The sequence below is a fragment of the Peribacillus sp. 05N428 genome (assembly GCF_056397085.1).
The window spans coordinates 33,394-56,568 of record NZ_JBFTMS010000014.1; the positions used below are offsets into that span (position 1 = coordinate 33,394).

Annotated in this window: 20 protein-coding genes and 5 pseudogenes; 9 read left to right on the forward strand and 16 right to left on the reverse strand. The window is 38.7% G+C overall.

Features of this window, described 5'->3' with window-relative positions:
* Window positions 1–46: 46 nt before the first annotated feature.
* The 5 genes from AC1DIV_RS14665 to AC1DIV_RS14685 all read right to left on the reverse strand — a co-directional run bounded on the left by AC1DIV_RS14665 (window position 47) and on the right by AC1DIV_RS14685 (window position 6,307).
* Window positions 47–1,537, reverse strand: a complete 1,491-nt coding sequence (locus AC1DIV_RS14665; RefSeq protein WP_477576721.1) for an aldehyde dehydrogenase family protein — start codon at window positions 1,535–1,537, stop codon at window positions 47–49.
* 43 nt (window positions 1,538–1,580) lie between these two features.
* Window positions 1,581–2,663, reverse strand: a complete 1,083-nt coding sequence (locus tag AC1DIV_RS14670) for a substrate-binding domain-containing protein (protein WP_477576723.1) — start codon at window positions 2,661–2,663, stop codon at window positions 1,581–1,583.
* A gap of 103 nt (window positions 2,664–2,766) precedes the next feature.
* Window positions 2,767–3,765 carry an ABC transporter permease gene (locus AC1DIV_RS14675; protein ID WP_191929935.1) on the reverse strand — a complete coding sequence of 333 codons (999 nt, stop codon included), beginning with the start codon at window positions 3,763–3,765 and terminating at the stop codon, window positions 2,767–2,769.
* An 11-nt stretch (window positions 3,766–3,776) separates the two neighbouring features.
* Window positions 3,777–5,261, reverse strand: coding sequence for a sugar ABC transporter ATP-binding protein (locus AC1DIV_RS14680; RefSeq protein WP_477576725.1), 1,485 nt, complete (start codon window positions 5,259–5,261; stop codon window positions 3,777–3,779).
* Between the two features lie 11 nt (window positions 5,262–5,272).
* Window positions 5,273–6,307, reverse strand: a complete 1,035-nt coding sequence (locus tag AC1DIV_RS14685; protein ID WP_191929937.1) for a LacI family DNA-binding transcriptional regulator — start codon at window positions 6,305–6,307, stop codon at window positions 5,273–5,275.
* 270 nt (window positions 6,308–6,577) lie between these two features.
* Between AC1DIV_RS14685 and AC1DIV_RS14690 the strand changes: the two genes are divergently transcribed.
* The gene (locus tag AC1DIV_RS14690) at window positions 6,578–7,750 is read left to right on the forward strand and encodes a M24 family metallopeptidase (RefSeq protein ID WP_477576726.1); all 1,173 of its coding nucleotides are present in this window, start codon (window positions 6,578–6,580) and stop codon (window positions 7,748–7,750) included.
* 285 nt (window positions 7,751–8,035) lie between these two features.
* On the opposite strand, the pseudogene AC1DIV_RS14695 reads toward AC1DIV_RS14690, so the two are convergent.
* A pseudogene (locus AC1DIV_RS14695) lies at window positions 8,036–8,251 on the reverse strand (helix-turn-helix domain-containing protein); the annotation flags it as partial.
* A 32-nt stretch (window positions 8,252–8,283) separates the two neighbouring features.
* Here AC1DIV_RS14695 and AC1DIV_RS14700 point away from each other — a divergent pair.
* Window positions 8,284–8,571: pseudogene (locus AC1DIV_RS14700) on the forward strand (tyrosine-type recombinase/integrase); the annotation flags it as partial.
* Window positions 8,572–8,586: 15 nt separating this feature from the next.
* Here AC1DIV_RS14700 and AC1DIV_RS14705 read toward each other — a convergent pair.
* Both AC1DIV_RS14705 and AC1DIV_RS14710 read right to left on the reverse strand, forming a co-directional pair.
* Window positions 8,587–9,036, reverse strand: a pseudogene (locus tag AC1DIV_RS14705) (Rossmann-fold NAD(P)-binding domain-containing protein); the annotation flags it as partial.
* Between the two features lie 529 nt (window positions 9,037–9,565).
* Window positions 9,566–9,955: a nucleotidyltransferase family protein gene (locus tag AC1DIV_RS14710; protein ID WP_477576728.1), complete on the reverse strand. Its 390-nt coding sequence runs from the start codon at window positions 9,953–9,955 to the stop codon at window positions 9,566–9,568.
* 360 nt (window positions 9,956–10,315) lie between these two features.
* On the opposite strand from AC1DIV_RS14710, the gene AC1DIV_RS14715 reads away from it, so the two are divergent.
* Window positions 10,316–10,723, forward strand: a complete 408-nt coding sequence (locus AC1DIV_RS14715; protein WP_034312897.1) for an Hsp20/alpha crystallin family protein — start codon at window positions 10,316–10,318, stop codon at window positions 10,721–10,723.
* 66 nt (window positions 10,724–10,789) lie between these two features.
* Here AC1DIV_RS14715 and AC1DIV_RS14720 read toward each other — a convergent pair whose 3' ends face one another.
* Both AC1DIV_RS14720 and AC1DIV_RS14725 read right to left on the reverse strand, forming a co-directional pair.
* Window positions 10,790–13,921: an SbcC/MukB-like Walker B domain-containing protein gene (locus tag AC1DIV_RS14720; protein ID WP_477576730.1), complete on the reverse strand. Its 3,132-nt coding sequence runs from the start codon at window positions 13,919–13,921 to the stop codon at window positions 10,790–10,792.
* Window positions 13,918–15,063, reverse strand: coding sequence for an exonuclease SbcCD subunit D (locus AC1DIV_RS14725; protein WP_340876001.1), 1,146 nt, complete (start codon window positions 15,061–15,063; stop codon window positions 13,918–13,920). Before AC1DIV_RS14725 ends, AC1DIV_RS14720 begins: the two co-directional genes overlap by 4 nt.
* 431 nt (window positions 15,064–15,494) lie before the next feature.
* Between AC1DIV_RS14725 and AC1DIV_RS14730 the strand changes: the two are divergent.
* Together AC1DIV_RS14730 and AC1DIV_RS14735 are read left to right on the forward strand one after the other, a co-directional pair.
* Window positions 15,495–15,728 (forward strand): annotated as a pseudogene (locus AC1DIV_RS14730) (transposase); the annotation flags it as partial.
* Window positions 15,725–15,886 (forward strand): annotated as a pseudogene (locus AC1DIV_RS14735) (transposase); the annotation flags it as partial. The pseudogenes AC1DIV_RS14730 and AC1DIV_RS14735, both read left to right, overlap by 4 nt.
* Before the next feature lie 144 nt (window positions 15,887–16,030).
* On the opposite strand, the gene AC1DIV_RS14740 reads toward AC1DIV_RS14735, so the two are convergent.
* The 6 genes from AC1DIV_RS14740 to AC1DIV_RS14765 form a co-directional block, all read right to left on the reverse strand.
* The gene (locus tag AC1DIV_RS14740) at window positions 16,031–16,459 is read right to left on the reverse strand and encodes a DUF2621 domain-containing protein (protein WP_034312903.1); all 429 of its coding nucleotides are present in this window, start codon (window positions 16,457–16,459) and stop codon (window positions 16,031–16,033) included.
* An 80-nt stretch (window positions 16,460–16,539) separates the two neighbouring features.
* A complete protein-coding gene (locus AC1DIV_RS14745) occupies window positions 16,540–16,845 on the reverse strand; it encodes a DUF3219 family protein (protein WP_048685982.1) in 306 nt (101 codons plus the stop codon).
* A gap of 128 nt (window positions 16,846–16,973) precedes the next feature.
* Window positions 16,974–17,201, reverse strand: coding sequence for a sulfurtransferase TusA family protein (locus AC1DIV_RS14750; RefSeq protein WP_048685981.1), 228 nt, complete (start codon window positions 17,199–17,201; stop codon window positions 16,974–16,976).
* A gap of 42 nt (window positions 17,202–17,243) precedes the next feature.
* Window positions 17,244–18,299 (reverse strand): YeeE/YedE thiosulfate transporter family protein, encoded by a 1,056-nt coding sequence (locus tag AC1DIV_RS14755; RefSeq protein WP_477576732.1) that lies wholly within the window; start codon window positions 18,297–18,299, stop codon window positions 17,244–17,246.
* 167 nt (window positions 18,300–18,466) lie between these two features.
* The gene (locus tag AC1DIV_RS14760; protein WP_034312912.1) at window positions 18,467–18,943 is read right to left on the reverse strand and encodes a CcdC family protein; all 477 of its coding nucleotides are present in this window, start codon (window positions 18,941–18,943) and stop codon (window positions 18,467–18,469) included.
* Window positions 18,944–19,369: 426 nt separating this feature from the next.
* Window positions 19,370–20,077, reverse strand: a complete 708-nt coding sequence (locus AC1DIV_RS14765; protein ID WP_034312916.1) for a cytochrome c biogenesis protein CcdA — start codon at window positions 20,075–20,077, stop codon at window positions 19,370–19,372.
* Between the two features lie 246 nt (window positions 20,078–20,323).
* Between AC1DIV_RS14765 and AC1DIV_RS14770 the strand changes: the two genes are divergently transcribed.
* The 4 genes from AC1DIV_RS14770 (at window position 20,324) to AC1DIV_RS14785 (ending at window position 22,995) form a co-directional block, all read left to right on the forward strand.
* The gene (locus AC1DIV_RS14770; RefSeq protein WP_072272814.1) at window positions 20,324–20,497 is read left to right on the forward strand and encodes an aspartyl-phosphate phosphatase Spo0E family protein; all 174 of its coding nucleotides are present in this window, start codon (window positions 20,324–20,326) and stop codon (window positions 20,495–20,497) included.
* Window positions 20,498–21,440: 943 nt separating this feature from the next.
* Complete coding sequence (locus AC1DIV_RS14775; protein ID WP_034312918.1) at window positions 21,441–21,839, forward strand: DoxX family protein; 399 nt, start codon at window positions 21,441–21,443, stop codon at window positions 21,837–21,839.
* Between the two features lie 560 nt (window positions 21,840–22,399).
* Window positions 22,400–22,765 carry a hypothetical protein gene (locus AC1DIV_RS14780; protein WP_477576734.1) on the forward strand — a complete coding sequence of 122 codons (366 nt, stop codon included), beginning with the start codon at window positions 22,400–22,402 and terminating at the stop codon, window positions 22,763–22,765.
* Window positions 22,747–22,995, forward strand: a complete 249-nt coding sequence (locus AC1DIV_RS14785; RefSeq protein WP_477576736.1) for a hypothetical protein — start codon at window positions 22,747–22,749, stop codon at window positions 22,993–22,995. Before AC1DIV_RS14780 ends, AC1DIV_RS14785 begins: the two co-directional genes overlap by 19 nt.
* Window positions 22,996–23,175 lie beyond the last annotated feature (180 nt).

Below are 23,175 nucleotides of genomic sequence, written 5' to 3' on the forward strand. Positions count from 1 at the left end.
TCCACTCTCCCATAATAAATTTTTGTTTTTTAATAGTTCGTTTACATTACCATTTATAGAAATTATTTCTTTTACCTACATGAATTTGTACTGTTTTAACTTCAGAGAATCCATCTAATCCTAGTGTGCCAAGCTCTTTTCCGAAACCACTTTGCTTGAAACCGCCAAACGGTAATTCGGAGTGAGCTTCCATGTAGTGGTTCACCCATAGCGTCCCCGCTTTAATCGTTTGTGCTGCAAGTAATGCTTTATCGATATCCTTTGTCCAAACAGCTCCAGCTAGACCAAAGATTGTATCGTTCGCAATTTCAATTGCCTCATCAAATTCCTTAAAGCGAATGACTGACAACACCGGACCAAAGATTTCTTCTTTTGAAATCGTCATATCAGGGGATACATCTCCAAATATGGTTGGTTCCATGAAGAACCCTTGGTCATAAATACCACCAGTCAAACGTTTACCTCCAGTTAGGAGCTTAGCTCCTTCGGCAATTCCTTTTTCAACATAGTCAAGGACAGTGTTTAAATGGGATTCTGTTATTAAAGCTCCCATTTCGGTACCGGCATCCAACGGATTCCCAACTTTAATTTGACTTGCTCTAGCAACTAATCTTCCAACAAACTCATCATAAATTTCATCCTGCACCAATAAGCGAGATCCAGAGGTACAAACCTCTCCTTGATTGAAGAAACTGCCAAACAGTGCACCATCCAGCGCATCGTCTAGATCAGCATCTGCAAAAACGATATTAGGTGACTTTCCTCCTAATTCCATGGACAGTTTTTTCAAGGTATGAGACGACAATTTCATTAGTTCTTGCCCGATTTCAGTGGAACCTGTAAACGCAATTTTATCAACATCCGGATTGGTGGCAAGCTCTTGGCCTGCTGCTCCACCGGGTCCAGTGATAACGTTCACAACACCCTTAGGGAAACCAACTTCATCAAAGATTTTTGCGAACTCTATAGTCGTAATAGGTGTCGCACTTGCAGGCTTAATGATTACTGTGCAGCCAGCAGCTAGTGCAGCAGGTAGTTTTTGCATCATAGTGCCTAAAGGGAAATTCCATGGTGTAATGATTCCTACAACACCAACCGGAATCCGTAGAGTCAGACCAAGCAGGCCGTCTTGAACTTGATTAGAAGTTTGGCCATAAATAGATCTGGCCAATCCTGCATAGTAGTTTAAGATATTTGCAGCAGCACCAACCTCCCCTTTAGCTTCGGATAATGGTTTACCCATTTCTTTACTCAGCAGTTCAGCGATTTCGTCCTTTTTTTCTACGATTTTTAAGTAAGCGCGATATAGAAGAGCCGATCGCTCGCTGCCTGACATCTTCGGCCATTCGCCTTTGTCGAATGCCTGGCGTGCAGCTGAAATCGCCAATTTTGCATCCTCAACTCCAGCTTTTGCTAGTTCAGCTACAATCTCTCCATTTGCCGGGTTCCTTCTTACGAAAGTCTCTCCGTTAGCAGAATTTGACCATTCTCCATTAATAAATAGCTTATAGTTTCGCACTAATTGTTTTGTTGTCATAATATCACCCTTTATCACCCTCAATTAATGAAGGTTTAATTTTTTAGTATGAGGAATTCGGATCATACATTTCTTTAGCGTTTTTCTTTGTGATGATTGGATTAGCAATATAATGAATTGAAGGAACTTGTTCACCTTGTACAACCTTTATGGCCATTTTCACTGCGTCTGCGCCTTGTACCCTAGGGTCGTTACTAACAGTTACTACTAATCCTGAATTAGGATCTTGAACTTTCTTAATAGCTTCCTTTGTTCCATCGATAGATCCAATTATTGTGTCTTTACTTAGGCCTGTATTCTTCAGAGCTGTAGAAATACCCGGAAGCATAACGTCACTCATACAAAATACTACTTGCAGGTCTGGATAGGCTGTAGCGATATCCTGCATTTCAGGAAGGGCCTTATCTGGAACCCAGTTTCCAAAACGTTCTGCAACTAAATCTAGATTTGACTTACCATACTTCTCTAACATAAAATCAGTCCATCCTGAAACCATACCGTTACGACGATATTGAGATACCAATTCTTTAGGATATCCGCTAATCATAGCTGCTTTAATCACCTTGTTACCAAACTTTTCCGAAGCCGCTTTTGCTAATTCCCATCCGGCTTTGTAGCCCGTGTCTCTCGGATCATCGGAAACAAAGCTGATAGCATTTGCTTTTGGATCAAGATTACTATTGACTCCGATTAACGGGATGTTTCTTTGATTCAATCTGTTGGTTGCAGGTATAACCCCTGAAGGGTCTTGTGGATTCATGATGACTGCATCAACACTTTGCGCGATCAAATCCTCTACACCAGATACTTGTTTGGCTACATCACCCTGGGCATCTAATACGACTAACTTTACATCCTGTCTTTTTGCTTCCTCTTCGGCGCCGCGAATTAGGTTGGTATACCAGTCACTTCCGGCTACCCTTCTTTGTGAGAAACCAATTACAATTTCCTTGCCATCTTTCTTTCTTGCTGGTTCTGTTGATTTAGAGGTTGATTCTTCATCATTCTTTGAAGTGGCTTGCTCTTTAGAAGTTGGTTGATTTGCAGGGGCACAACCCGTTAATAACATCGCAAAACAGAGTAAAAACAATCCAATGGTTTTTTTAAACCTTTTGTTGCCCTCCATAAATTCTCCCCCAGTTAAAAATATTTAATATTTCAATTCAATCTGGTACTCTAGCTTTCTATTAAGTAGAATCGTAGAGTACTGAGTACCCAATTGAAGGTTTTTATGCTTTTTTGCGTGCAGCCATCGTTGTGAGAAGAACAGCTACTAAAATAATTAATCCCTGGATGACCATCTGTGGGTAAGAGGCTACCCCGGTTAGGTTCAGAATATTTCGAATAATACCGATTAAGAAAGCTCCAAGTACGGCGTTTAAAGCGAAGCCTTTTCCACCGATTAAAGCTGCACCGCCAACTACAACTGCAGCGATAGCATCTAGTTCATACCCCTGTCCATATAGAGCACTACCAGTACTTAAACGAGCAGTTGTCATTAATCCGCCAAGCCCGGCAAGTGCACCACTTATCGCATATGCGATAATGATGTCCCGATTCACTGGTGCGCCAGCTAGCCTTGCTGCTTCTGGATTTCCACCTACAGCATAAAGTCTTCTACCAAATGTGGTCATCCTGAGTATGAAAATGAAAATACCGAGTGTTACAAACATAATGATGATCGGAGTGTAAATTCCTCCAATAGCCAGCTTACCTGCAAGAATAGATAAAAAGGTTGTATCCTCTATTGTAACTAATGAACCTACCTGGAAGATGTAAGCTAATCCTCGATAGATGGTTAATGTGGCCAATGTTACGACGAAGGGGGTAATTTTTCCGTAAGTGACAGCAACTCCATTTCCTAACCCAGCGATTGCCATTAGTATAATAACCAAAATGATGGTTAAGATTGGATCGAGCCCCATACCTAGCATTGAAGCAGATAAAACACTAGCTAATGCTGCAATTGAACCAACTGAGAGGTCAATCCCTCCCGTAATGACAACCATTAATTGTCCCAATGCAAGGATGGAAATCACGGAGTTCTGGAGAAGGATGTTGCTCATATTATCAATTGTTAGGAATTTATCTGATAAGAATGAACAAAAAACGACTAGTAAACATAGAAAAATAAATAAATAATTTTTTACCAGAATTTTCAAACCGGAGTACCTTGAAGCGACAGTCTGTGGTGGTCTAGTACTTAATGTCTCTTGGTTTACTTTCATAACTTTCACCCCTATAACATATATTGGATAACATTTTCTTCTGAGGAATCCTCATGTGCAATTTCCTTTACGATTTTTCCTCCTGACATAACTAGCACTCGATCACACATTAACACTTCAGGAAGCTCAGATGATATAACGATAACCGAACCTCCTTCCTTAACGAACTCATTGATTAAATTATAAATTTCCGCCTTGGCACCGACATCTATTCCACGGGTTGGCTCATCGAAAATTAACACTTTCACGTTCTTATAAAGCCAGCGCGCAATAATTAACTTTTGCTGATTTCCGCCACTCAGTGTTCTTGTTTCCTGGGATAAACCGCTTACACGTACTTGGAGTTTTTTTACTAACATATTTCCATCATCTTGCTCTTTTCTTCTATTAACAACCCCGAATTTAGAAAAATTGTCCAAACCGGAAATCGTCATATTTTCCAGGGCTGTCATCCCTAGCACCAACCCCTGGTGTTTGCGGTCTTCAGGCAATAATGCAATTCCTTTCCTGATTGCATCCCGAGGGGACTTAACAGCAAACGGTTTACCAAATAAATTCATTTTTGCAGAACAAGGGTCTGCGCCAAAAATGGCCCTGACCAATTCAGTCCTTCCACTACCGACCAGCCCTGCAATCCCTAAAACCTCGCCTTCAAATAAATCAAAATTTATATCCTTTAGTAGCGTCGGAGTACATAAATCACTAACCGATAAAACTTTTCTTTCCTTGTTTGCGATTGAACCCATCCGCATTTTTAAAACATCACGGCCCACCATTAATTTGATTAATTGGTCACGATCTAAATTATTAGTATCTCTCGTTGCAACAACCTGACCATCCTTGAGAATCGTTACCCGGTCTGAAATTTGAAAAACTTCCGGAAGTCGATGTGATATGTATACAATCCCTAGACCTTCCCTACGCAATTTAAGTACTAAGTCAATTAGTTGATCAACATCCTGATTGGCAAGTGGTGCCGTTGGTTCATCCAGAATTACAACTTTTGCTTTCTTATGAAGGGCCTTGGCTATTTCCACGATTTGTTGTTTAGCTATTCCAAGATCTCCTACGCGCTGGTCTACATCCATTTTAAAACCCATTTCTTCCAAAACGGCCTGAGCGTTCCTCCTCATTTTTCGCCAATCAACTACACCAGGAAACTTTTGAGGATAATCTCCGATATAGATATTTTCAGCAACCGTTAATTCAGGGACTAAACTCAACTCCTGGTGAATGATTGCAATGCCCAGTTTTTGAGCTACATCTGGTTTAGTAATGTGAACAGCTTTACCTTCAAAGAGAATTTCTCCCTCATCCGGCTTATAAATACCCGATAGGATCTTCATCATCGTAGATTTACCGGCACCATTTTCCCCACAAAGAGCGATTATTTCACTTTTGCGAATCGAAAAATCTACATTACTGAGTGCCTTAACGCCTGGAAAGTTCTTTCCTATACCACGCATTTCTAAAAGCACTTCATGAGAGTCTATCATGCCAATCCCCCTTATCGTCTTACTCCATGTTTTTTTTCAAGAGCATTAATGGATGTTATAGATCTACCTTCCTTTAAGATCGGATATACGGTCGTGATTTTATCGTACGTTTCATCCCCTTTAATCATCTTGATTAAAATATTCGCAATTGTATTGCCAATTTCAAATAACGGTAAAGACATGGTGGTTAAGGAAGGGTTCATAAACTGCGTAAACTCAATACCATCAAACCCAATCACGGATATATCATCAGGAACGCTTAGCTTTAAATCGGTGCAAGCTTGGATCACATGTGCAGCAGCCAGGTCATTATAGGTTGTAATGGCAGTCACCTGTTGCTTGACCAGCCGCTCTGTAATTTTATAGACACCTTTGTTATCAGACTCAACTTGCATGATCAAATCACTTTCTAATGGGATATTAAAGTCTTGCAAAGCCTTCTTATAACCTTCTAATCTCTGGATATTACTGTAAGCACGCGGGGGCCCCACAATAATTCCGATTTTAGTATGTCCCTTTTCTATCAAATACTTAGTAGCTGCATAGCCGCCATAATTTGCATCAACAACGACGCAAGCAGCTCCATCTGTTTCAACATTACGGTTCAAAAGTACAACAGGCGATATTTTGGGGATTAACTTCCTCAGGTTCGCTTCATCAAGTCTCGGGCTGCAGAGGATCATACCATCCACATTGTAGGTTTGTGATAGATGAAGGAACGAGTTTTCTAATGCTACATCCTCTTCTGTCGTCATGAGGAAAACATTCAGTTCATTTGCCCGAAGTGTCCGTTCAATGCCACGTACTATTTCACTGAAGAATGGATTCGCAATATCAGGCAACAAAACAGCGACCATATTTGTTTGTCTTGTTACCATGCTTCTTGCTTGGAGGTTGGGTTGAAAACCATGTTTCTCTATAATACGTTGCACATGGTTTCGGGTGGCTTCGTTCACCTCCGGTTTATTGTTTAAAACCCTGGAAATCGTTTGACGGGAAACACCAGCCAGCTCTGCAATGTCATTAATCGTTAATTTCTTTCCCATAGTATCAATTCCTTTTTTTGTGAACGCTATCATTTTTAACTAAACCAATTTCAACCGAATCATGATTGACCAATAATTGTGAGCGCTCACAATTACTGGGTATGAACATAAATTAACACTATACCTTCACAAATGTCAATACTCGTCATCAAAATTATTTTATTTTAAAGAATTTTCAGAAAATATCTTGACTTCACCCATTATATCCCATAATGTTTAATTTGTGAACGCTCACATTAAGTAATTAAAAAATGGATGGGGGAATTAATAATGACAGTTGGAGTATTATCCACAGAATTTGAAAGAAGGTTAAAACGGACAAGGGAACAAATGAGAAAGCAGGGTATAGACGTTCTTTTCGTATATAGCGATGAGTACCATCCTGGATATTCTTTCTATTACACAAATTTCCGTACGATCAACTGTATTGAAGAATCTGCACATGCCCTTTTCATACCTTTAGAAGGTGAAATCCAAGCATTCTTAGGAAACCTAAATCGTTTCGCTGCAAAACGTTTCTCTTGGATTAAGAATGTTAATAACATTTATGAAATGGAAGCGCTTTTACCACAGTATGTGAGTGAGCTTCCTTATGAAGTAAAAACAGTTGGTGTAGTTGGTGAAGAATTATTCCCGATCTCTTTATACCGGGAAATGGAAAAAGCGTTTGTAAGAGATGGCATTAACATAGTAGATGCTGGACATATTGTCGTACAAGAAAGGTTATATAAGAGCAAAGCTGAATTAGATTTAATCCGTAAGGCAGGGAAATTGGCTGACGACAGTATTCTAGCTGCGCTCAAGAAACTAGAAATCGGAAAAACAGAAATCGAATTATCGGCAATCGGTGAATATGTAACACGTTCACAAGGCGGTGAAATCGGGTCCGCTTACTTAGTAGTTTCAGGTCCTGACCATACGAATCTACCTACTTGGAGACCAATGGAACGTAAAATTGAACGTGGAGATTATGTGTGGTTGGATTTTAACCCTATGGTAGAGGGATACTGTTCCGATACCGGTATTACAGTCGCCATGGAGGGTGCTACAGAAGAACAAATCAGAATCATGGATTTTGCCTATGATACAAACCAACGTATGGTTGAATTCATAAAGCCGGGTATGACAGGTAAACAATTGTTCCAGGAAACCCTACGCATCTGTGAAAATGCAGGTTTAGAAGACTACTTCCTTCCCTATACAAAAGGAATGAGAGCAATTGGCCATGGAGTTGGTCTAGAAGTGGTAGAAACACCTGACTTAGGACCTAATAGTGAATTCATTTTCGAACCAAATATGTGTTTTGGGATTAAATTTGACCTTCATGGATTTCCATTTGGCGGTGTTCGAGTTGAACCTACAGTGATCATTACTGAAAATGGCGCAGAGCCAGTGAACGACCTTAGAGGAATGAGAGCTAAATATGAATCTAACTTTAAATAAGTTAATCATTTTAAACAAAGAATAGACTTCTATTGGTGGCTACATAAACTCTTCACCGCGGGTATTGTTTAAGTTTATCCGCATACAGTAGATATGTTTCCATTGGTGAGCAATCCTTCTGCCACAAGTGGATCGCAATTACCTATCAATATTAAACGGGTCTTTGTCAATAGTTGGGGTGGGGGTAAAATTCTCACCCCTTACCCTATTGTCTTCAGAAATGGATTCATTAACTCCCTTTGCCAACTTATTATTCATTGGCCTTTCAAGTTTTTTCACAGGTGTAGGAGTATGTTTCCATAAATCATTGGGAGTACCTTCTAGTGCAGTACATAGTGCATCCATTGTTTGAGTCTTTACTTGCTTAGGCTCACCAGTTAATAATGCGCTAATTGATGGTGGAGATAGTTTATACTCTGCTTTATACTCCAATAGCCTACCCAACTCGGCACCGGACCATATTCCACTATCAGCCATGACTTTTCTTAATCTCCATTCAATCGCCAATTTTAATAAAAAGGGGGAATGAGGATTTTATATTCGCCAGGGATGATGGGTATCCACAATTAAGAAAGGTTTTCGAAACAAGGCTAAAGAGGTTGCTTAAGAAGGCGGAAATTGAAAAGAATATTACACCACACTCTTTTCGGCATATTCATACCTCACTACTCATTGAGGCCGGTGTGTGTATTAAAGAAATTCAACAGCGTTTAGACCACACTGACATAAACACCACCTTGAACATTTACGCACATATGACTTTTAATATGGAAGAAAAGGCGTCTCAACAGTTCAGTAAACTGATGAAAGACCCAAACTAAGTTTAATTATGCTGTTTAAGAGATACCTTTAATGATTTGAGTTAAGCCCTCACTAATTGGTGTAGCTGACCGTCCAAGAAGTTTTTCGAAATCATTGCTTTCTACTTCAAGGGTGCCTTCTCGAACGCCTTTTTGGATATCAATGAGCATAGGAATAAGGAAATCAGATAAGCCAACATTTTTCATAATATCAGCATAAGTAGCATCATCAACCTGTTGAACAGGTACTTCTTTACCCAATACATTACCAACTGCAGATGCAAGTTCTTCCTGAGTCAATAACTTGCCAGAAAGCTCATAGATTGTATTTTCGTGTCCGTTACCAGATAGTACCGATGCCGCAGCTTCTGCATAATCTTGTTGTAGTGCCCATCCTACCTTGCCATTTCCTGCTGATGTCACCCAAGGAGCTCCTGCTTGAACACCTTGAATACTTGTAATTTCATTCTCCAAATACCATGTTGAAAGATATTAATAATAAAGGTAATAATATTAAAAATATTTTATCATCAATGATTTTAAAATTAGTTAATGCCCAGTAGAGAAGGTTGTCTAGAGATGGTTTTTAATTCCTTATTCAAATAATCGATGCAGAAGATAGAAAGTACAGGGCCTTCTTAATGTACGATTATTCCAGATTATTAGTTCCGTTTGCACGCAAAAAACCCCTCTTTACAGGGGGGATATGCCAACACTTTATGATTTTTTACCTCAGACAAAGATTATACATATGCCTCTATATCTTTAATAAGAAGGATGGATTTTAAATCTCTGTTAGTTCTTCGAAGGGTTTAATGTCTTTTGCTCCGAAAATTCCAATGTCAGCCATCGGCATTATGTCTTTGATATACAAATAAGCATCTTTGACTGCATCTGGAGTGGGCTTCAAGAATTAATGTGTTTTTTGAATTTATAGAATAAATAAACGTCCTACTTCTTCTCATTGTCACTCACCTCTTCGTTAAATTGAAAGATAAAAAACATCCCCGTTTTATTATTTGTCTTCTTCGAATTCATCTTCTAAACCATCATATTCACTATTGAAGGCCATTTCATATATAAAATCAACATATGATTGAACCGAAATACCGTCACTTTCGGGTATAGTTGGAACAGCTTCCAGCCAGCCCCTTACATCTAATGCATACTGATTTAAATCAGTATTATCTATTTTGTATATATTAGCATGCAAGTATTCGTTTAACAGCGAATGAGGTCTTGTCCAAAATTGAATTTCTATTGGTATCATAGTATTATTTGGCCGAATATTCACATGTACTCCTTTATAACCATCATCTTTTTTTTTGCCATTGCTTTGATCTATAATGGTACATGCTTCTTCGCCAAATGGACAAAAGGAAACAAATTCTTCAACTACATTCATTAGGTTAACTTTGTTTTAAACTTTTGGATTGAACCCTTTTGCCTAATATCCTTAGAATTTTTTGAACTTACGGTAATGAGGATGTAAGGGAATTTCAAAATGTAATTGGATTTTAATTCCGAACATATTCTGTCTACAAACCGAGGTCAAATCATATAGAAATGACCCTTTCTTTTATAACTTGTTCTGCTTTTTAATACCTGCATACCAATCGTTTCTTTGCTTTAGTTGCTTTAGTTGCTTTTTACATTTTTCGAACCAATTTCACGGAATCTTTTATCATCTTCAATTTCACTTTTTCAATCACCATTCTTCATGCTCCAACATATAATACCTCAAAGGAAAACCGGGGGTATCAACATGCAAGACAATCAACATGGATCGCAAATGACTGAGGTTGAAAAGTTTGATGAATGGGTAAAAAGTTTTTTTCTGGATCCGGAAACTTGTGCGTTGGATCATCAACTTTTTTCAATTGATATATACGAAAGTGACGATGAGTATATGGTGGAAGCGGTTTTGGAAGATCATGATGTGAAAGATATTAAAGTATGCCTAAGTGATAATGAGCTATCGATCATCGTTGACGATACTCATAAGCCATTTCTTGAAAAAAAAGAAGATAAGCTCCCCACACAGAGAAAGATCCCTTTCCCTTTTTCGATTTGCTCACGAAGAATTACCGCTGAATTCTCGAATCCGATATTGGTGATTCGCATCCATAAGTTTTCCCCCGGAAAAACAGCTGAAGATATTAACATTGAGTAGTTCGTTCATAAAAATAAAAAGAATGGCCTAGGGACCACTTCCCCCTTAGCCATTCTTTTTTCTTGATTAACCAGCAAAATAAAAGGACGTCCGACTTCCTTTTTGTGTCGAAATGACTTGAAGCTGGGCATCGATTCTTTCTTTCAATTCCGGGACATGGGATATTATCCCGACCAATCTCCCGGTGCTTTGTATATCCATTAATGCTTCAATTGCATGATCAAGAGATTCAGGGTCGAGCGTACCGAAACCTTCATCGATGAACATCGTTTCAAGTGAAATTCCGCCAGCATTCTGCTGGACAACATCCGCAAGACCCAAGGCAAGTGCAAGGGAAGCCTTAAAGCTCTCTCCTCCCGAAAGGGTTTTGACATGCCTCTCTTGTCCTGTATATTGATCATACACAGATAACTCCAGACCGCTCTGGATATTCCTTCGTGTAGGATCAAGCTTTCGCAATAACTGATATCTTCCGCTTGTCATTTTCAGCAGCCTTGAATTGGCTTCTTTTAAGATATCATCTAAAAAGGCTGCCAGTACATAACGTTCAAAAGTTATTTTGAAGGAGTTTTGACCTTTGGAAATCTCAGACAGATGACCGACGATACTGTACCTTTCATCCAAACTTTTCTGTTCTTCCCTAATTTGCGCCAATTTCCTTTGGATTTCTTCGTTAGTCCGTTTTTCAGCCTGCAACTCATTCTGTTTTTGGCGTAACGACTCCAATTCTTCATCTATGAAATCGAATGTCTTTTTCAATCCTTCAAGATCCGGTTTGGTCACATCTTTTAATTTCATTTCCAAATCATGAAACAGACTTAAAACACTTTGCCAATTTTGATTATACTGCTGAACTTGGTCCTCCAAATTTCCAAGAGCTGCTTCCGATATTTTTGCTGCCGTATATTCTTTATAATTGGAAAAACCTTGATTGGTCATATCCGCAATTAACTTTTCCCGCTCCTCTTTCAATTCTGTATTTAAAGCCTCGATATTTCCACTTAGGGATTCTTTTTTTGCACGGATGGCCGATTCTCTTTCCTTCACCAGTTGAAGGTTTTTTTGTGCAACTTCCAAGGCCGATTGTAAGCGTTTCTGCGTATTTACAGCCATTAGATAAGCTGCATTATATTCTTCCTCTGTCCGTATTCCGTCTGGCAGGGAATCGGTTAATCCTGTTAGTTTTGTAGAGTTTTCAATATACCTGGTTTTCCCTTGGTCCTCTTTTCTCTCTAAAGAGATCAGATTTTCCTTTAGCTCGGATGCTTTCTCTTTTAAATCCAGCAACCTTTTTTCCAGATCATTTAATACTGACTTTTTCCGCATCAATTCTTTTAGCTGTTCTTGCAGCACTTTTCCTTTTTGTACAAACTGCAGCAAATGCTCATTAATATCTTCATTCCTAAACTCCGGCATGTCATTTTGTAAGTCACTTAGCTTCTCTTGTGAAGACTCTAACAGTGCGTCATATTTGGATTTCGCTTGATAATATTCACTTTCAGCTTGGCTTTTTTGTTGTTCCGCCGTTTTCAGCTTGTTTTCTTGCTCTTTCAGTTCCAAATCCGTCGGCATATGCTCATGTATCTGTGCTGGTTTTGGATGACTTTGTGAACCGCACACAGGACAATTTTCTCCAGAGTGCAACATGGAAGCAAGCATACCCGCTTGGCCTGATCGCCAGTTTCGGTTCAGGGTTTCCAGTTTTTCCTTCTCCTGAATTTGTATTCTTTGTAACTCCTGGAACCGATTATTCTTTTCATCCAGCACCCGTTTCGTATTCTGGATTTCATAAAGAACTTCTTGAAGCTTTTTAATTTTCGATAAAGCTGAATGATTTCTTTCTGCTTCAATTTCCTGATCACGATAAAGAACAGCCGCTTTTTCCGCTTCTGTTTTTTCTTGAGCGACTTTCTCAGCTTCCGCTTCGACCGACATATGTTCCGAAACAGTTTTTTCACGAAGTCGTTTACAGGTTTGCCACTCTTTTTCATCTAAGGTAACCTGTGCTTTTAAGCTTGCAAAAGTCATGACAGCCTCTTTTACCTGCTCAAGCTGATGAACAGCTCGGACTGCCTGCTCTCTTTCATTTTCCTTCAACATTTCCTTATCATAGCAATCCTGCTTCTCAATGCGCTCAGTACGTAACTTCTCGGACTGCTCACTTAACTTTTGAAGTTCGGCATTCGCATCTTGCACTTGTTTGCCAATTCGCAAATAGTATTGTTCCTGCTTTTCAAGTGAAGCCGCTTTGTGTGCCATTTTCATTTGGACTTTCACTAGTTCCATTTCTGGCAGCTTTGCTTCAAGGGCCTCTTTTTCTTTTCGAAGTTTTTCTTTTTCCGAAAATCGATTTAATAAATCGACAGCTTTTGAAAGCTCTTGATTTACTTGATCACGAGCTTTTTGCTTTTCCTGTATTTGGTTATTAATATATTCATTTTTTTCTGTTGCTTGCACAATGACTTCCTGTAACAACGGTAAAACCTGCTGTTCATTAGGCTCTTCACCTTGCAATTGCGCCTGCAGCTCTTCATGATTTCCAGGATGGATGCCTTTCATCAATTCAATTCGCCGCTGAGCACTTTTTTCGCTTTGTTTTCTTAGGATGGAAGCCTCTTCTTTTAATTTTTCTTCTATTCGTTTATAAAGTTCAGTATGAAATAATTTCTGGAGAATCTGTTCTTTATCCTTGCTGTCGGAAGTTAACAGTTTTCGGAATTCATTTTGTGGAATCATCAGGATTTGCCGGAATTGGTTCGCATCAAGTCCAATGAGTACTTTTATTTTTTCTTCAACTTCCCGTACATTCGCACCCAGCAATTTTTTTCCTTCAGGCAATACCTCATATAATTCAGCCTTTGCTCCAACCGTAGTTGTTCCTTCACCTGCTTTTTTCTTCCGTTCCTGCTGTGGCGACCGGGTCACCAAATACGTTTTTCCACGCAGGATAAATTGTAATGATACTTCAGTCAACAGGTCATCTTCGGCAAACTGACTTCGTAAATCTTGCCCGCTCCGATCTTCACCGCTGGCTTTTCCATATATCGCAAAACTAATCCCATCAAATATCGTTGTTTTCCCTGCGCCTGTCTTTCCAGAGATGACAAACATGGTCCGTTCCCCAAGGGAATTAAAGTCAATGGTTTCCCTTCCTGCATATGGTCCGAAAGCCTGCATCGTTAAAATATCCGGTCTCATTTCAAAGCCTCCTCTTTCTTAACAGCTTCAATTACCGAAACCATCAAATCCTGCTTTTGTGTATCAAAGTCCCTATCTGTCATTTCTTGATAAAACGTTTCAAACAGGTCCAATTCTGATTTCTTTTCATCTTTTACAGAAGTGAAGGAATTTTTCCTCCTAAGGTCGGTCAAATCCCATTTTCGCTCCAGATGAAGTACGTTCGGATAAATCTGACGCAAGCGGTTAATAGGATCGATGAGTGCACCCTCATCATTTAGTGTTATTTTCAAATAGTCATCCCTTTTTTGCGATTGATAGAAAGCGGGATCAAGCAACTCTTCCATAACCCCGGATATTTCCCTCATATCGAATTTGGGTGTCAAAGAACGATAGCGTATATTAAAACTTCCATCTTCTTGCATATCGACGATGGAAAGCGATTTATTCTGCTTGGCCTCGGAAAAAGAATATTTTAATAGTGATCCAGAGTAAAACACCTTAGGATGACGTATCGCGTCTGGACTATGTAAATGCCCAAGTGCCGTATAATCGAACGCATCGAATAAGTCGGATGAGACACAGCCAGAACCACCTACCGACAAGACCCTTTCCGAATCGCTCGTTTTTCCGCCTAATACAAAAGCATGTCCTACAAAGACATTCGGCTCATCCATATTGAAATTCTCGGCTATCGTTCCGGTTATCCGCTTCATTGCTTCTTGATGGGAATGGATACTATCATCTTCAAAAAGATGGCGGACCGTCCCAGGTTCTGCATAAGGAACACAATAAAAGTTCACGCCCTTGATGCGAACCGGCTCACATGTTTTTGTCAATTTCCCATGAATGTATAACTGACTATGACGATACCATGATGAACCGAATGCGAGTCTTTCCGCAGAATCATGGTTTCCCGAGATCGCAACGATCGGTGTATTCATTTTCACATTAATCGTATAAAGGATTTCATCAAGAAGCTCCACCGCTTCAGTCGGCGGAACGGAACGATCATATAAATCACCGGCAATCACCACGGCATCCGGTTTTTCCTCTTCGACAATTTCTATGAATTGCAAGAGTGCATGCCTTTGGTCATCTGTCATATGTACCCCGTGAACGATTTTACCTAAATGCCAATCAGCCGTATGGATAAATTTCATAGTTTCACTCCGTCCTAAATTTTACTTACTATTATTATATCAAAAATTTAACGAATAGCATGGTTTGGGTACAAACGTTCTAATTTTTACCACACAGCTCCATTCTTTTCCTTATTCAAATGCAAAAAGCAAACTCCAAATGAGTCTGCTTCTGAATTTAGACAAACGCGATGAAAATCGAGTTTGTCTACATTTTTTTTGCTTGTACAAATTTTGACGTTGATTTCCACTTCAGGCACTCGCTTTCCGCGGGCGGTCCGGGAGCCTTCTCGGCGCACTCGCGCCTGTGGGGTCTCCCTTAGACTCGCTATTCCCACAGGAGTCTCGCACACCTGCTCCAATCAACTATGTTTAAAAATTTGGATAGAACTCCTTTTGCCTACAGTCTTTTTTGTTTTAAAATAAATCTATTAAAACTTGAGGTGATGAGGATGCTTTCGAAACATCATTCTATTCAACGAGAACAACTTGAAATGATTACTTTTGATCAACTGGTGCCGCCGAACCATTTGGTTCGTAAAATGGAGGCTTCCATTGACTTCACTTTCATTTATGACTTGGTGAAAGATATGTATTCAGAGGTAGGACGCCGAAGTAATGATCCAGTTATTTTAGTTAAACTGACATTCATTCAATATACCTTCGCTATTCGTTCCATACGACGATTAAGTGTGTATTCGCGGATGCAAAAGAAAAGCAAGGTATGCGTTGGACTACTTTAAGGGGACTTAAAAAATTGTCGATGCAAGCGATGCTTACTTTAACTGCCATTAATTTAAAGAAGATGGCCATGTGGACATGGCAAGGTCCTAAAATAGCATAACCTAGTGGCTCGAAGAGCCCAAATCTCTTAATCTTTGGTCAAAATTTCAAAGGGAATTTTAAAAGGGGTTCGAAATTTTTTTATTCTGAACCCCTTTTGTCTACAAACTGAAGCAGACTCCAAATGAGTCTGCTTTTTTCATCATTAGCTGAATAAGTGTTCATATGGACCCATATTCACCTTTCTTTCAGCTAATTTTTTTTGCAAAAATTTATGGTCCCGCTTTGGTGTGGCAATGATATAGCCGCGTATCACTAAATCTTCCGTTATATCGCCCGCTTTTTCCTTTAGCGCCAACTCCCCGATTTTTCCCGCAATCTTATGACGTGCAACATCACGAAAAAGTTCTGGCACAGGACTCACTAAATCTTCCAGTAATTCCTTTTGCTGCTTTGACCATAAGTGCTTTGTTTGATCCAAATAGTATTCTTCCCAATCCATATCGGATTTCCCATCTTCTTTTGGAAATCTTTTCAGGAACTTTCGAAACATGAAAAAGCCACCTATGCTCATCAATATAATTAAAAGGGCTACCCAAAATAGAATGAACCATAAAAACCATCCGCTAAGCAAAGTACCACCTCATATGTATAGAATGATCGTCACTATTATTATAGACAGTAACCCATATCTTTACAAGACTGGCAATGCAATCATTCTTGACCGTTCACTTCCAGCAAGACGAGTGAAAAATCCCCTACCGCATTTTCTTCATATAGATTCGTGACCGAAGTTGCATAGTTAAAAATCTCTGCACGAAACTCCTCGTTTGACTGTGGAATCTTTAAATCAAAAACCATCTGATAAAGAAGTGTAGTAATATCATGATATTCACTATGTGTGACCTTGAAATTGAAACTGACTTTTCTGATTTCCTTACCTTCAGAATCCTTTACAGTTTCAGAAAGAAAATCCGTAACTTGCAGTGGAACATCATTTAAAATGACCTCGTCAACCATTATCAACATCTCCTTAATAAAGTGGTTAAAGACATGTTATCACTAGAAACATTCAGCGCCAATTATTCAACCTTGAAAAAATGAAAAAACGTGCACAGGAAACCTGAGCACGTTTTCTTCAAATCAATTTACTTTCCTTTTTTAACGATTATACGCCATTTAGCGTCATCGATTTGCTCGAACTCAGTGATTTCATGACCTTCTGTAGCAGCCCAACGCGGAATGCTCTCCGTTGCTTGTGTGCAATCGAAATTAATGATCAATTCCTCACCTTTTGCCATGTCCACGATCGCTTCTTTTGCTTCCACTAAAGGAAATGGACATACCATTCCAGTCGTTTCCAATACTTTTGCCATTTAATATTCCACTCCTTGATTAAAAAGTTTTTGACTTGTATCTTAAGCCGCTTTGGAAGCAGCGGCCGCCTTCTTTTGCTTACGGATAATCGTGAAATATGTTGCTACCCATGTACCCAGTAAGAAAAAGACAATCGCAATCCAACCTTGCCAAGCAAATAACGCCGAGTTCACCAGGCCATTTCCGATTGTGCATCCCCCGGCAACACTTGCACCAAATCCCATGGTTATACCGCCAATTGCATTATTACGTAACGTTTTCATATCAGGCAAACGCCAACGGAATTCCCCGCTCCCTTTGGCAGCGATGAAAGAACCTAGGAAAATTCCTACTACTAAAAACGTGCCCCAATCGATTAACGCATCATCTCCAGTGATAAGGAAAGTTAAAATGTTCGCGGAAGGCGCTGTAATTCCAAGTCCGAACATTCTCCCTGTCATTGCACTTAGCGGCCAAGCCATGATTGCAATAAGGCCGACCAATAATGCTGTCACAAAAGGATGCCAGCGTTTCTCGAATAAGATGTGGGCCAATCCCGTTTTTTTCGGTTTCATTTTAAAGATTGGAAGTTTCGGTTTTCTCAATTCACGAATCACCAATATGCCAACCAAGAGTGACACAATAATCACAAGCACCCAAGGCGAAACATTTAACGTTTCATGAATATACGTATCATTAGTACGATAAGATAACAGATTATCCCCTGCCACTTTCCATACACCATATTTCGTCATTGCTGCCCCTAGCATATATCCAAATAGGGCAACCCAACTTCCGATCATGCCCTCTCCGGCACGATACCATGTTCCAGTGGCGCAACCTCCTGCCAGAACCATACCAATACCAAAAATAAAGCCACCCACAATGGTTCCCAGCCATGGAAAACCATCATTTCCAAACTGAATGACCCCTGTATCATTCAATGCATAAACTCCAATACTTTGTATCGCTATAACAACAAATGTAGCCAAAAACATCCTTCCATCTTTAGCTAAAATTAAATCACGATATGCACCAACAACACAGAAACGGCCTCTTTGAAGCACAAATCCCAGCAGTAAACCACAAATAATCCCTAACACAATCATTTGTAACATGTACCGTTTCCTCCTTAAGTAAAATAATAATAATACTAATATAATATAATCCGGATGAAATTACTAGGTTTTTGGCATGATTTTTTTCTAATGAAGTACCCATGGAAATGAAAAACCCGAGTCATCATGAATAACGACTCAGGTTTTGTAGATTATTCCTTTGATTATCAAACCATACTGCCTCCGCCGAAACTGGCTGCTTTAACTTTCTTATATTGATAAAGCATGGCAATTCTCCACGGAACGATCATCGCAAAAGCAAGTAAGAAAAACATTCCGCTCAATACACCGATTTCAATCGTGCTTCCCAGCATCAGCTTTGCCACCAGTCGAATCACCATGAGACCAATCAATATGAATATGAACGCTTTAGAGCGCAGAATATAAATTTTTTCATCTCTTACTTCAAATTTAGATGTTTTGATCAATAAGATGGAAAATAACATCCCTGCAACAAGAGCCTCCAACAATTCGTATCGAGTGACCCTGAACATCGGGAAAATAAACATCAAGGCACCGGTACTCATAAACAGCGGCGGTAAAATGATTTTCTTTTCATTCACTGGTTTTTTCGTTTCCTTCATCCGTAATATGAAAACACCTATAGCCATCACAATCGCTATACCTGTTGATATATATATCATCTCTTAACCATCCCTTTTAACTAATAATAGGTAAGTACCATTAAAAATTATATAAGACTTCAATTTATAAACAAAGTATATATTACCTATTTAAGATAAACAAGGAGGTGTTTATTAATTAAGCTCGCTTTTGATGATGCTTCCAATACCCGCCCTCGATTAAAGGCTTGACGATAAAACCTTGCGCCCCGGCTTCTATAGCCTTCGTCAACCATTTTTGCATTATGACCTTTGCGGCCTGAAATTCCTTCTTAATATCTTAGATCAGGATTTAATTTCTATATAATATTCAATGCTTACCGCCCAATCCCGCCTTCATCAACCACTTAGTGACTGACCTTAGACCCAAAATCAACGAAATGGACACCATAAGAACTAATAGCAGGCCTCAACTAGAATAATATTGAAAAAATAACTTATTATGGACTAAAAACCTGTAAAGCCACCGAATAGTCTAGACAGGACTGCAATTATTTTGGTCATCCAATCAAAAAATAAAACCACACCCATTATAATCATTAAATATCCGCCAATCTTCATGATGTATTGGCTGTACTTTTTGATCCATTTCAACTTTCCGACAAAGAAGGATAATATGAAGAACGGGATGGCAAATCCTAAAATATAGGCTGTCATATAGCTCATGGCAGCACTTGGATTCGTTGCACCCAGTGAAATGACAGCACCTAAAAGCGGACCTGCACAAGGGGTCCATCCAGCGGCGAAGGCCAGTCCGATAAGAATGGAACCTATATATCCGCTAGGTCGATTCTTGAATTCAAAACGACTGTCTTTCATCAAAGATTTCGGCTGAAAGATTCCTACAATGAATAAACCAAAAATGATAATCAGGATGGCACCAATCTGACGAATTAATTCTTTGTAATCCGAGAAAAAAGAACCTAAGTATGAAGTGCTAAAACCAATTGCAATAAAAACCAGGGAAAACCCAAGAAGGAAGAATAAAGTATGCAGCATGCTTCTTCTTTGAAGCATGGCGTTCTCGGATTTGATTTCACCTACACTCATACCAGTGATATAAGATAAAAAGGCCGGATATAGCGGTAAGCAGCACGGCGAAATAAAACTCAGGAATCCCGCCCCAAAAGCTAAAAACATATTAATATCATTCAAATAAGCTCACTCCTATGTATGTCAACCTATAAACATTGTAACAAATAAGATAAAAAAATACATTTATGGAACTGTGAATATTTCATGACAACCAATAGCTTATAACTGGATGGGCGACGGGCTAAGTTAACTTATTTGAATTCATTAGTCCAAGCCGATATAATTGTTATATTCATACAGATTTTACAACGAACACATAAATTAAGGGTACCTTGAAATAAATGTTGGGGCCAGAAAGGAAATATAATGGCTAAAAAGAATGAATTTCTCGAACAGATTGAAATAAAGAGAAATGAACTTATCAAAATTGTCGCTAAAGATGGTTTAAACTCGCATGTTGCCGTTGAATATAGCCAGCAACTTGATCAGTTACTAAATAAATATAATGAACTTTTTTATAAAACCGGTACAAATTTTTAATCCGGTACATCTCCCATTGATAACCACATAAGTTATTATATGATTTATTTTGCTGTCAATCTCCCCTTTTTCATTCTTTCACAATTTGAATACATAGGCATGACATTTGCTATATTAAAAAACAGGCAAGCACTATGTGCGCTGCCTGTTTTCCTGTTTTTCCATTTAAAATAATGCATATGAATCATTTTGCAATATCAACATCGGGATGTCGGAGCATAGTTTGTCACAACTATAACAGCAGAAGATCCAGCTAAGATGGAAGAACCGTCCGGACCACTTCCTACCCCAGTGTGACACCCGGTTGTGTACGTTATTTAATCCTCGTTGCAGCACCCTACCCACCACATATGAAGTATTTTCGATTATCTAAACACCTTAAGTAATGGCGGCCGGTTCTTAAACAATTCCTTAACTTTACTTCCAAGTCGGCGGCCACAATTGATTTCCATATATATTGATCACGAGTAAATCAGCTAAACTGACGAGTAAATAGAGCGAATTCACGAGTAAACGCAATATTTACGAGGGAAACAGCTAAATTCATTAGTACTGTGACAAAACTCACGAGTAACAGTGTGAAATCATGTGTAAGATGTATGTAGCAGGAGGGCATTCGTTTAAAGACCATAATTGCAAAACTATCAATGGACTATGGAGCTATTCGTTTAATAGATATCCCTTACAAATAAAAGGAGTGGTTTTTTCTACCTAAATGTATTTATTTTTAAATTCAACCTGGAAACCTCACCTATCCTCGTTCCTTTTTCTAAAGCAATCATTATAAATTTAAATGATAAAAATTGTGTTTGACAAATCGATCAAAAAATATTATCTTTAATTAAAGATAAATTAACTCGAGATAATATCACTGTGTTTTTTTAAACATAAATCTCGAATTAAAGATATCTAAATTCGAAATAAATTCCAGGAGGAATCATAAATGATTGGTATTGGTTTATTAGTTATACGTATAGTAATAGGGTTATCGTTTGTTGGACATGGAGCTCAAAAATTATTTGGGTGGTTTGGCGGTCATGGCTTGAAAGGTACAGGAGGCTGGTTTGATTCAATTGGGATGAAGCCAGGAATTACCATGGCCCTATTTGCCGGTCTATCTGAACTTATTGGCGGAGCGTTATTTGCTTTAGGTCTCCTTACACCCTTTGCAGGTATATTAATTGCACTTACAATGCTCGTTGCGATCGTTAAAGTCCATGGAGCAAATGGCTACTGGGCAACTCAAAACGGTTATGAATATAATCTTGCCATTCTTGCAGTGGCGATTGGCGTTGCGCTAACCGGAGCTGGACCTTACTCTCTTGATTCCTTTCTATTTTAAGGAAGCTTGGGTTTTATAATCCCTATATTATGAAAAACACGGAGTTGGCATTAACCACTCCGTGTTTTTACTTTTTCCTTAGAAAGAACCAGAGCATATTTTCTCCAGATTCTAATCTTTGGTACGAATGCATTAGGATCAGACTTCCAACAAGTGATTTTCCATTTAAGATTCCCCTTAAAATCAAGTACATTTACTATTGTCCCTAGGTACTAGTCTAAAAGTTCATATCAATTATTATCAGAGTCTTCTCATACAGTTTCTTGTCTTCTATCCATTATTGAAATTTATCCAGATTGGAAAAATGAAGATCTACCGGATATTTTACAACATTCCCGCATAGGGAAACCCCTCTTCAATGAAAATAGGCCTGAAGGCTATACAAATTCCTTCAATAAACGAAAGTAGATTGTTAGGCTGTCGCTGGACCTAACAAATTAATAGTGTTTCATTTTCAAAATAACCCATTTTATTTTAGAAATTTATTATAATTCTCTTTTGTTTATTGTTAAGAGGAAGGTTATTCCAAACCTTTCAAACAATTAACGGAGGAGAAACCATTGAAAAAAATTGTTGCAAAAGTCTTATTATGCAGTTTGGCACTCACCCTCTTTGTCTCAATGTTGCCTACGAAGCAGCCAAAAGCAGAAGTAAACAAGTCTATGATTGATTTAGCTGTCTTTGAAGATTCACTAAGGAAACCTGTGTCTGCACCAAAACCCGCACCTAATATTATTGAACGTAGAACTATTAATACAAAATACGAACGCATGGAATCGCCTTTTGTTGAAGCAATCCCTTACGATGATGGCACCGGTACAGGTTATCTAGATGTATCGTGGGAGCCTGTAGCAAATGCTCAAAAATATCAAAAACAGTTGCTGTTGGTATTAATGTGGCTTTGGACATGGCAGTGTTTGGAGTAGCTGCTGGTTCTGTGAAAGCATTTATTGTTAAGAAAGGGAAGAAAGAAGCAGCAAGAGTTTTTACTAAAACAGTTAAAAGTCGATTAATTGCATGGGGAGCACCTGCTCTTGCTGTTAGTGCTGTTTATGCAATAAACTATGCTATTGTATATTTTGATATTGGAGCTAGGGTAGCTATATACCTTGACGGAATCGATTATAAACCTAGAAATGGAAGGATAAACTTTTAATTGTTTAAAATTAAATTTTATCATTTAGAAATAATAAACTTCGTTTTACTTGGATTAGTATACTTTTTTATTAGATTCTATGTAGTGTTTTCCGGATGGCAATATACATTATTTTTTTTAATATACTTCTACTTTGGTTACCATTTTGTATTTAATCTGCCCTCTAAAATACGAGAGAAA

Bases quoted from the DNA above. Each gene is read 5' to 3' on its own strand.
- AC1DIV_RS14665 (WP_477576721.1), bottom strand. From the start codon at position 1,537: ATGACAACAAAACAATTAGTGCGAAACTATAAGCTATTTATTAATGGA.
- AC1DIV_RS14670 (WP_477576723.1), bottom strand. From the start codon at position 2,663: ATGGAGGGCAACAAAAGGTTTAAAAAAACCATTGGATTGTTTTTACTC.
- AC1DIV_RS14675 (WP_191929935.1), bottom strand. From the start codon at position 3,765: ATGAAAGTAAACCAAGAGACATTAAGTACTAGACCACCACAGACTGTC.
- AC1DIV_RS14680 (WP_477576725.1), bottom strand. From the start codon at position 5,261: ATGATAGACTCTCATGAAGTGCTTTTAGAAATGCGTGGTATAGGAAAG.
- AC1DIV_RS14685 (WP_191929937.1), bottom strand. From the start codon at position 6,307: ATGGGAAAGAAATTAACGATTAATGACATTGCAGAGCTGGCTGGTGTT.
- AC1DIV_RS14690 (WP_477576726.1), top strand. From the start codon at position 6,578: ATGACAGTTGGAGTATTATCCACAGAATTTGAAAGAAGGTTAAAACGG.
- AC1DIV_RS14710 (WP_477576728.1), bottom strand. From the start codon at position 9,955: ATGAATGTAGTTGAAGAATTTGTTTCCTTTTGTCCATTTGGCGAAGAA.
- AC1DIV_RS14715 (WP_034312897.1), top strand. From the start codon at position 10,316: ATGCAAGACAATCAACATGGATCGCAAATGACTGAGGTTGAAAAGTTT.
- AC1DIV_RS14720 (WP_477576730.1), bottom strand. From the start codon at position 13,921: ATGAGACCGGATATTTTAACGATGCAGGCTTTCGGACCATATGCAGGA.
- AC1DIV_RS14725 (WP_340876001.1), bottom strand. From the start codon at position 15,063: ATGAAATTTATCCATACGGCTGATTGGCATTTAGGTAAAATCGTTCAC.
- AC1DIV_RS14745 (WP_048685982.1), bottom strand. From the start codon at position 16,845: ATGGTTGACGAGGTCATTTTAAATGATGTTCCACTGCAAGTTACGGAT.
- AC1DIV_RS14750 (WP_048685981.1), bottom strand. From the start codon at position 17,201: ATGGCAAAAGTATTGGAAACGACTGGAATGGTATGTCCATTTCCTTTA.
- AC1DIV_RS14755 (WP_477576732.1), bottom strand. From the start codon at position 18,299: ATGTTACAAATGATTGTGTTAGGGATTATTTGTGGTTTACTGCTGGGA.
- AC1DIV_RS14760 (WP_034312912.1), bottom strand. From the start codon at position 18,943: ATGATATATATATCAACAGGTATAGCGATTGTGATGGCTATAGGTGTT.
- AC1DIV_RS14770 (WP_072272814.1), top strand. From the start codon at position 20,324: ATGGCTAAAAAGAATGAATTTCTCGAACAGATTGAAATAAAGAGAAAT.
- AC1DIV_RS14775 (WP_034312918.1), top strand. From the start codon at position 21,441: ATGATTGGTATTGGTTTATTAGTTATACGTATAGTAATAGGGTTATCG.
- AC1DIV_RS14785 (WP_477576736.1), top strand. From the start codon at position 22,747: ATGGCAGTGTTTGGAGTAGCTGCTGGTTCTGTGAAAGCATTTATTGTT.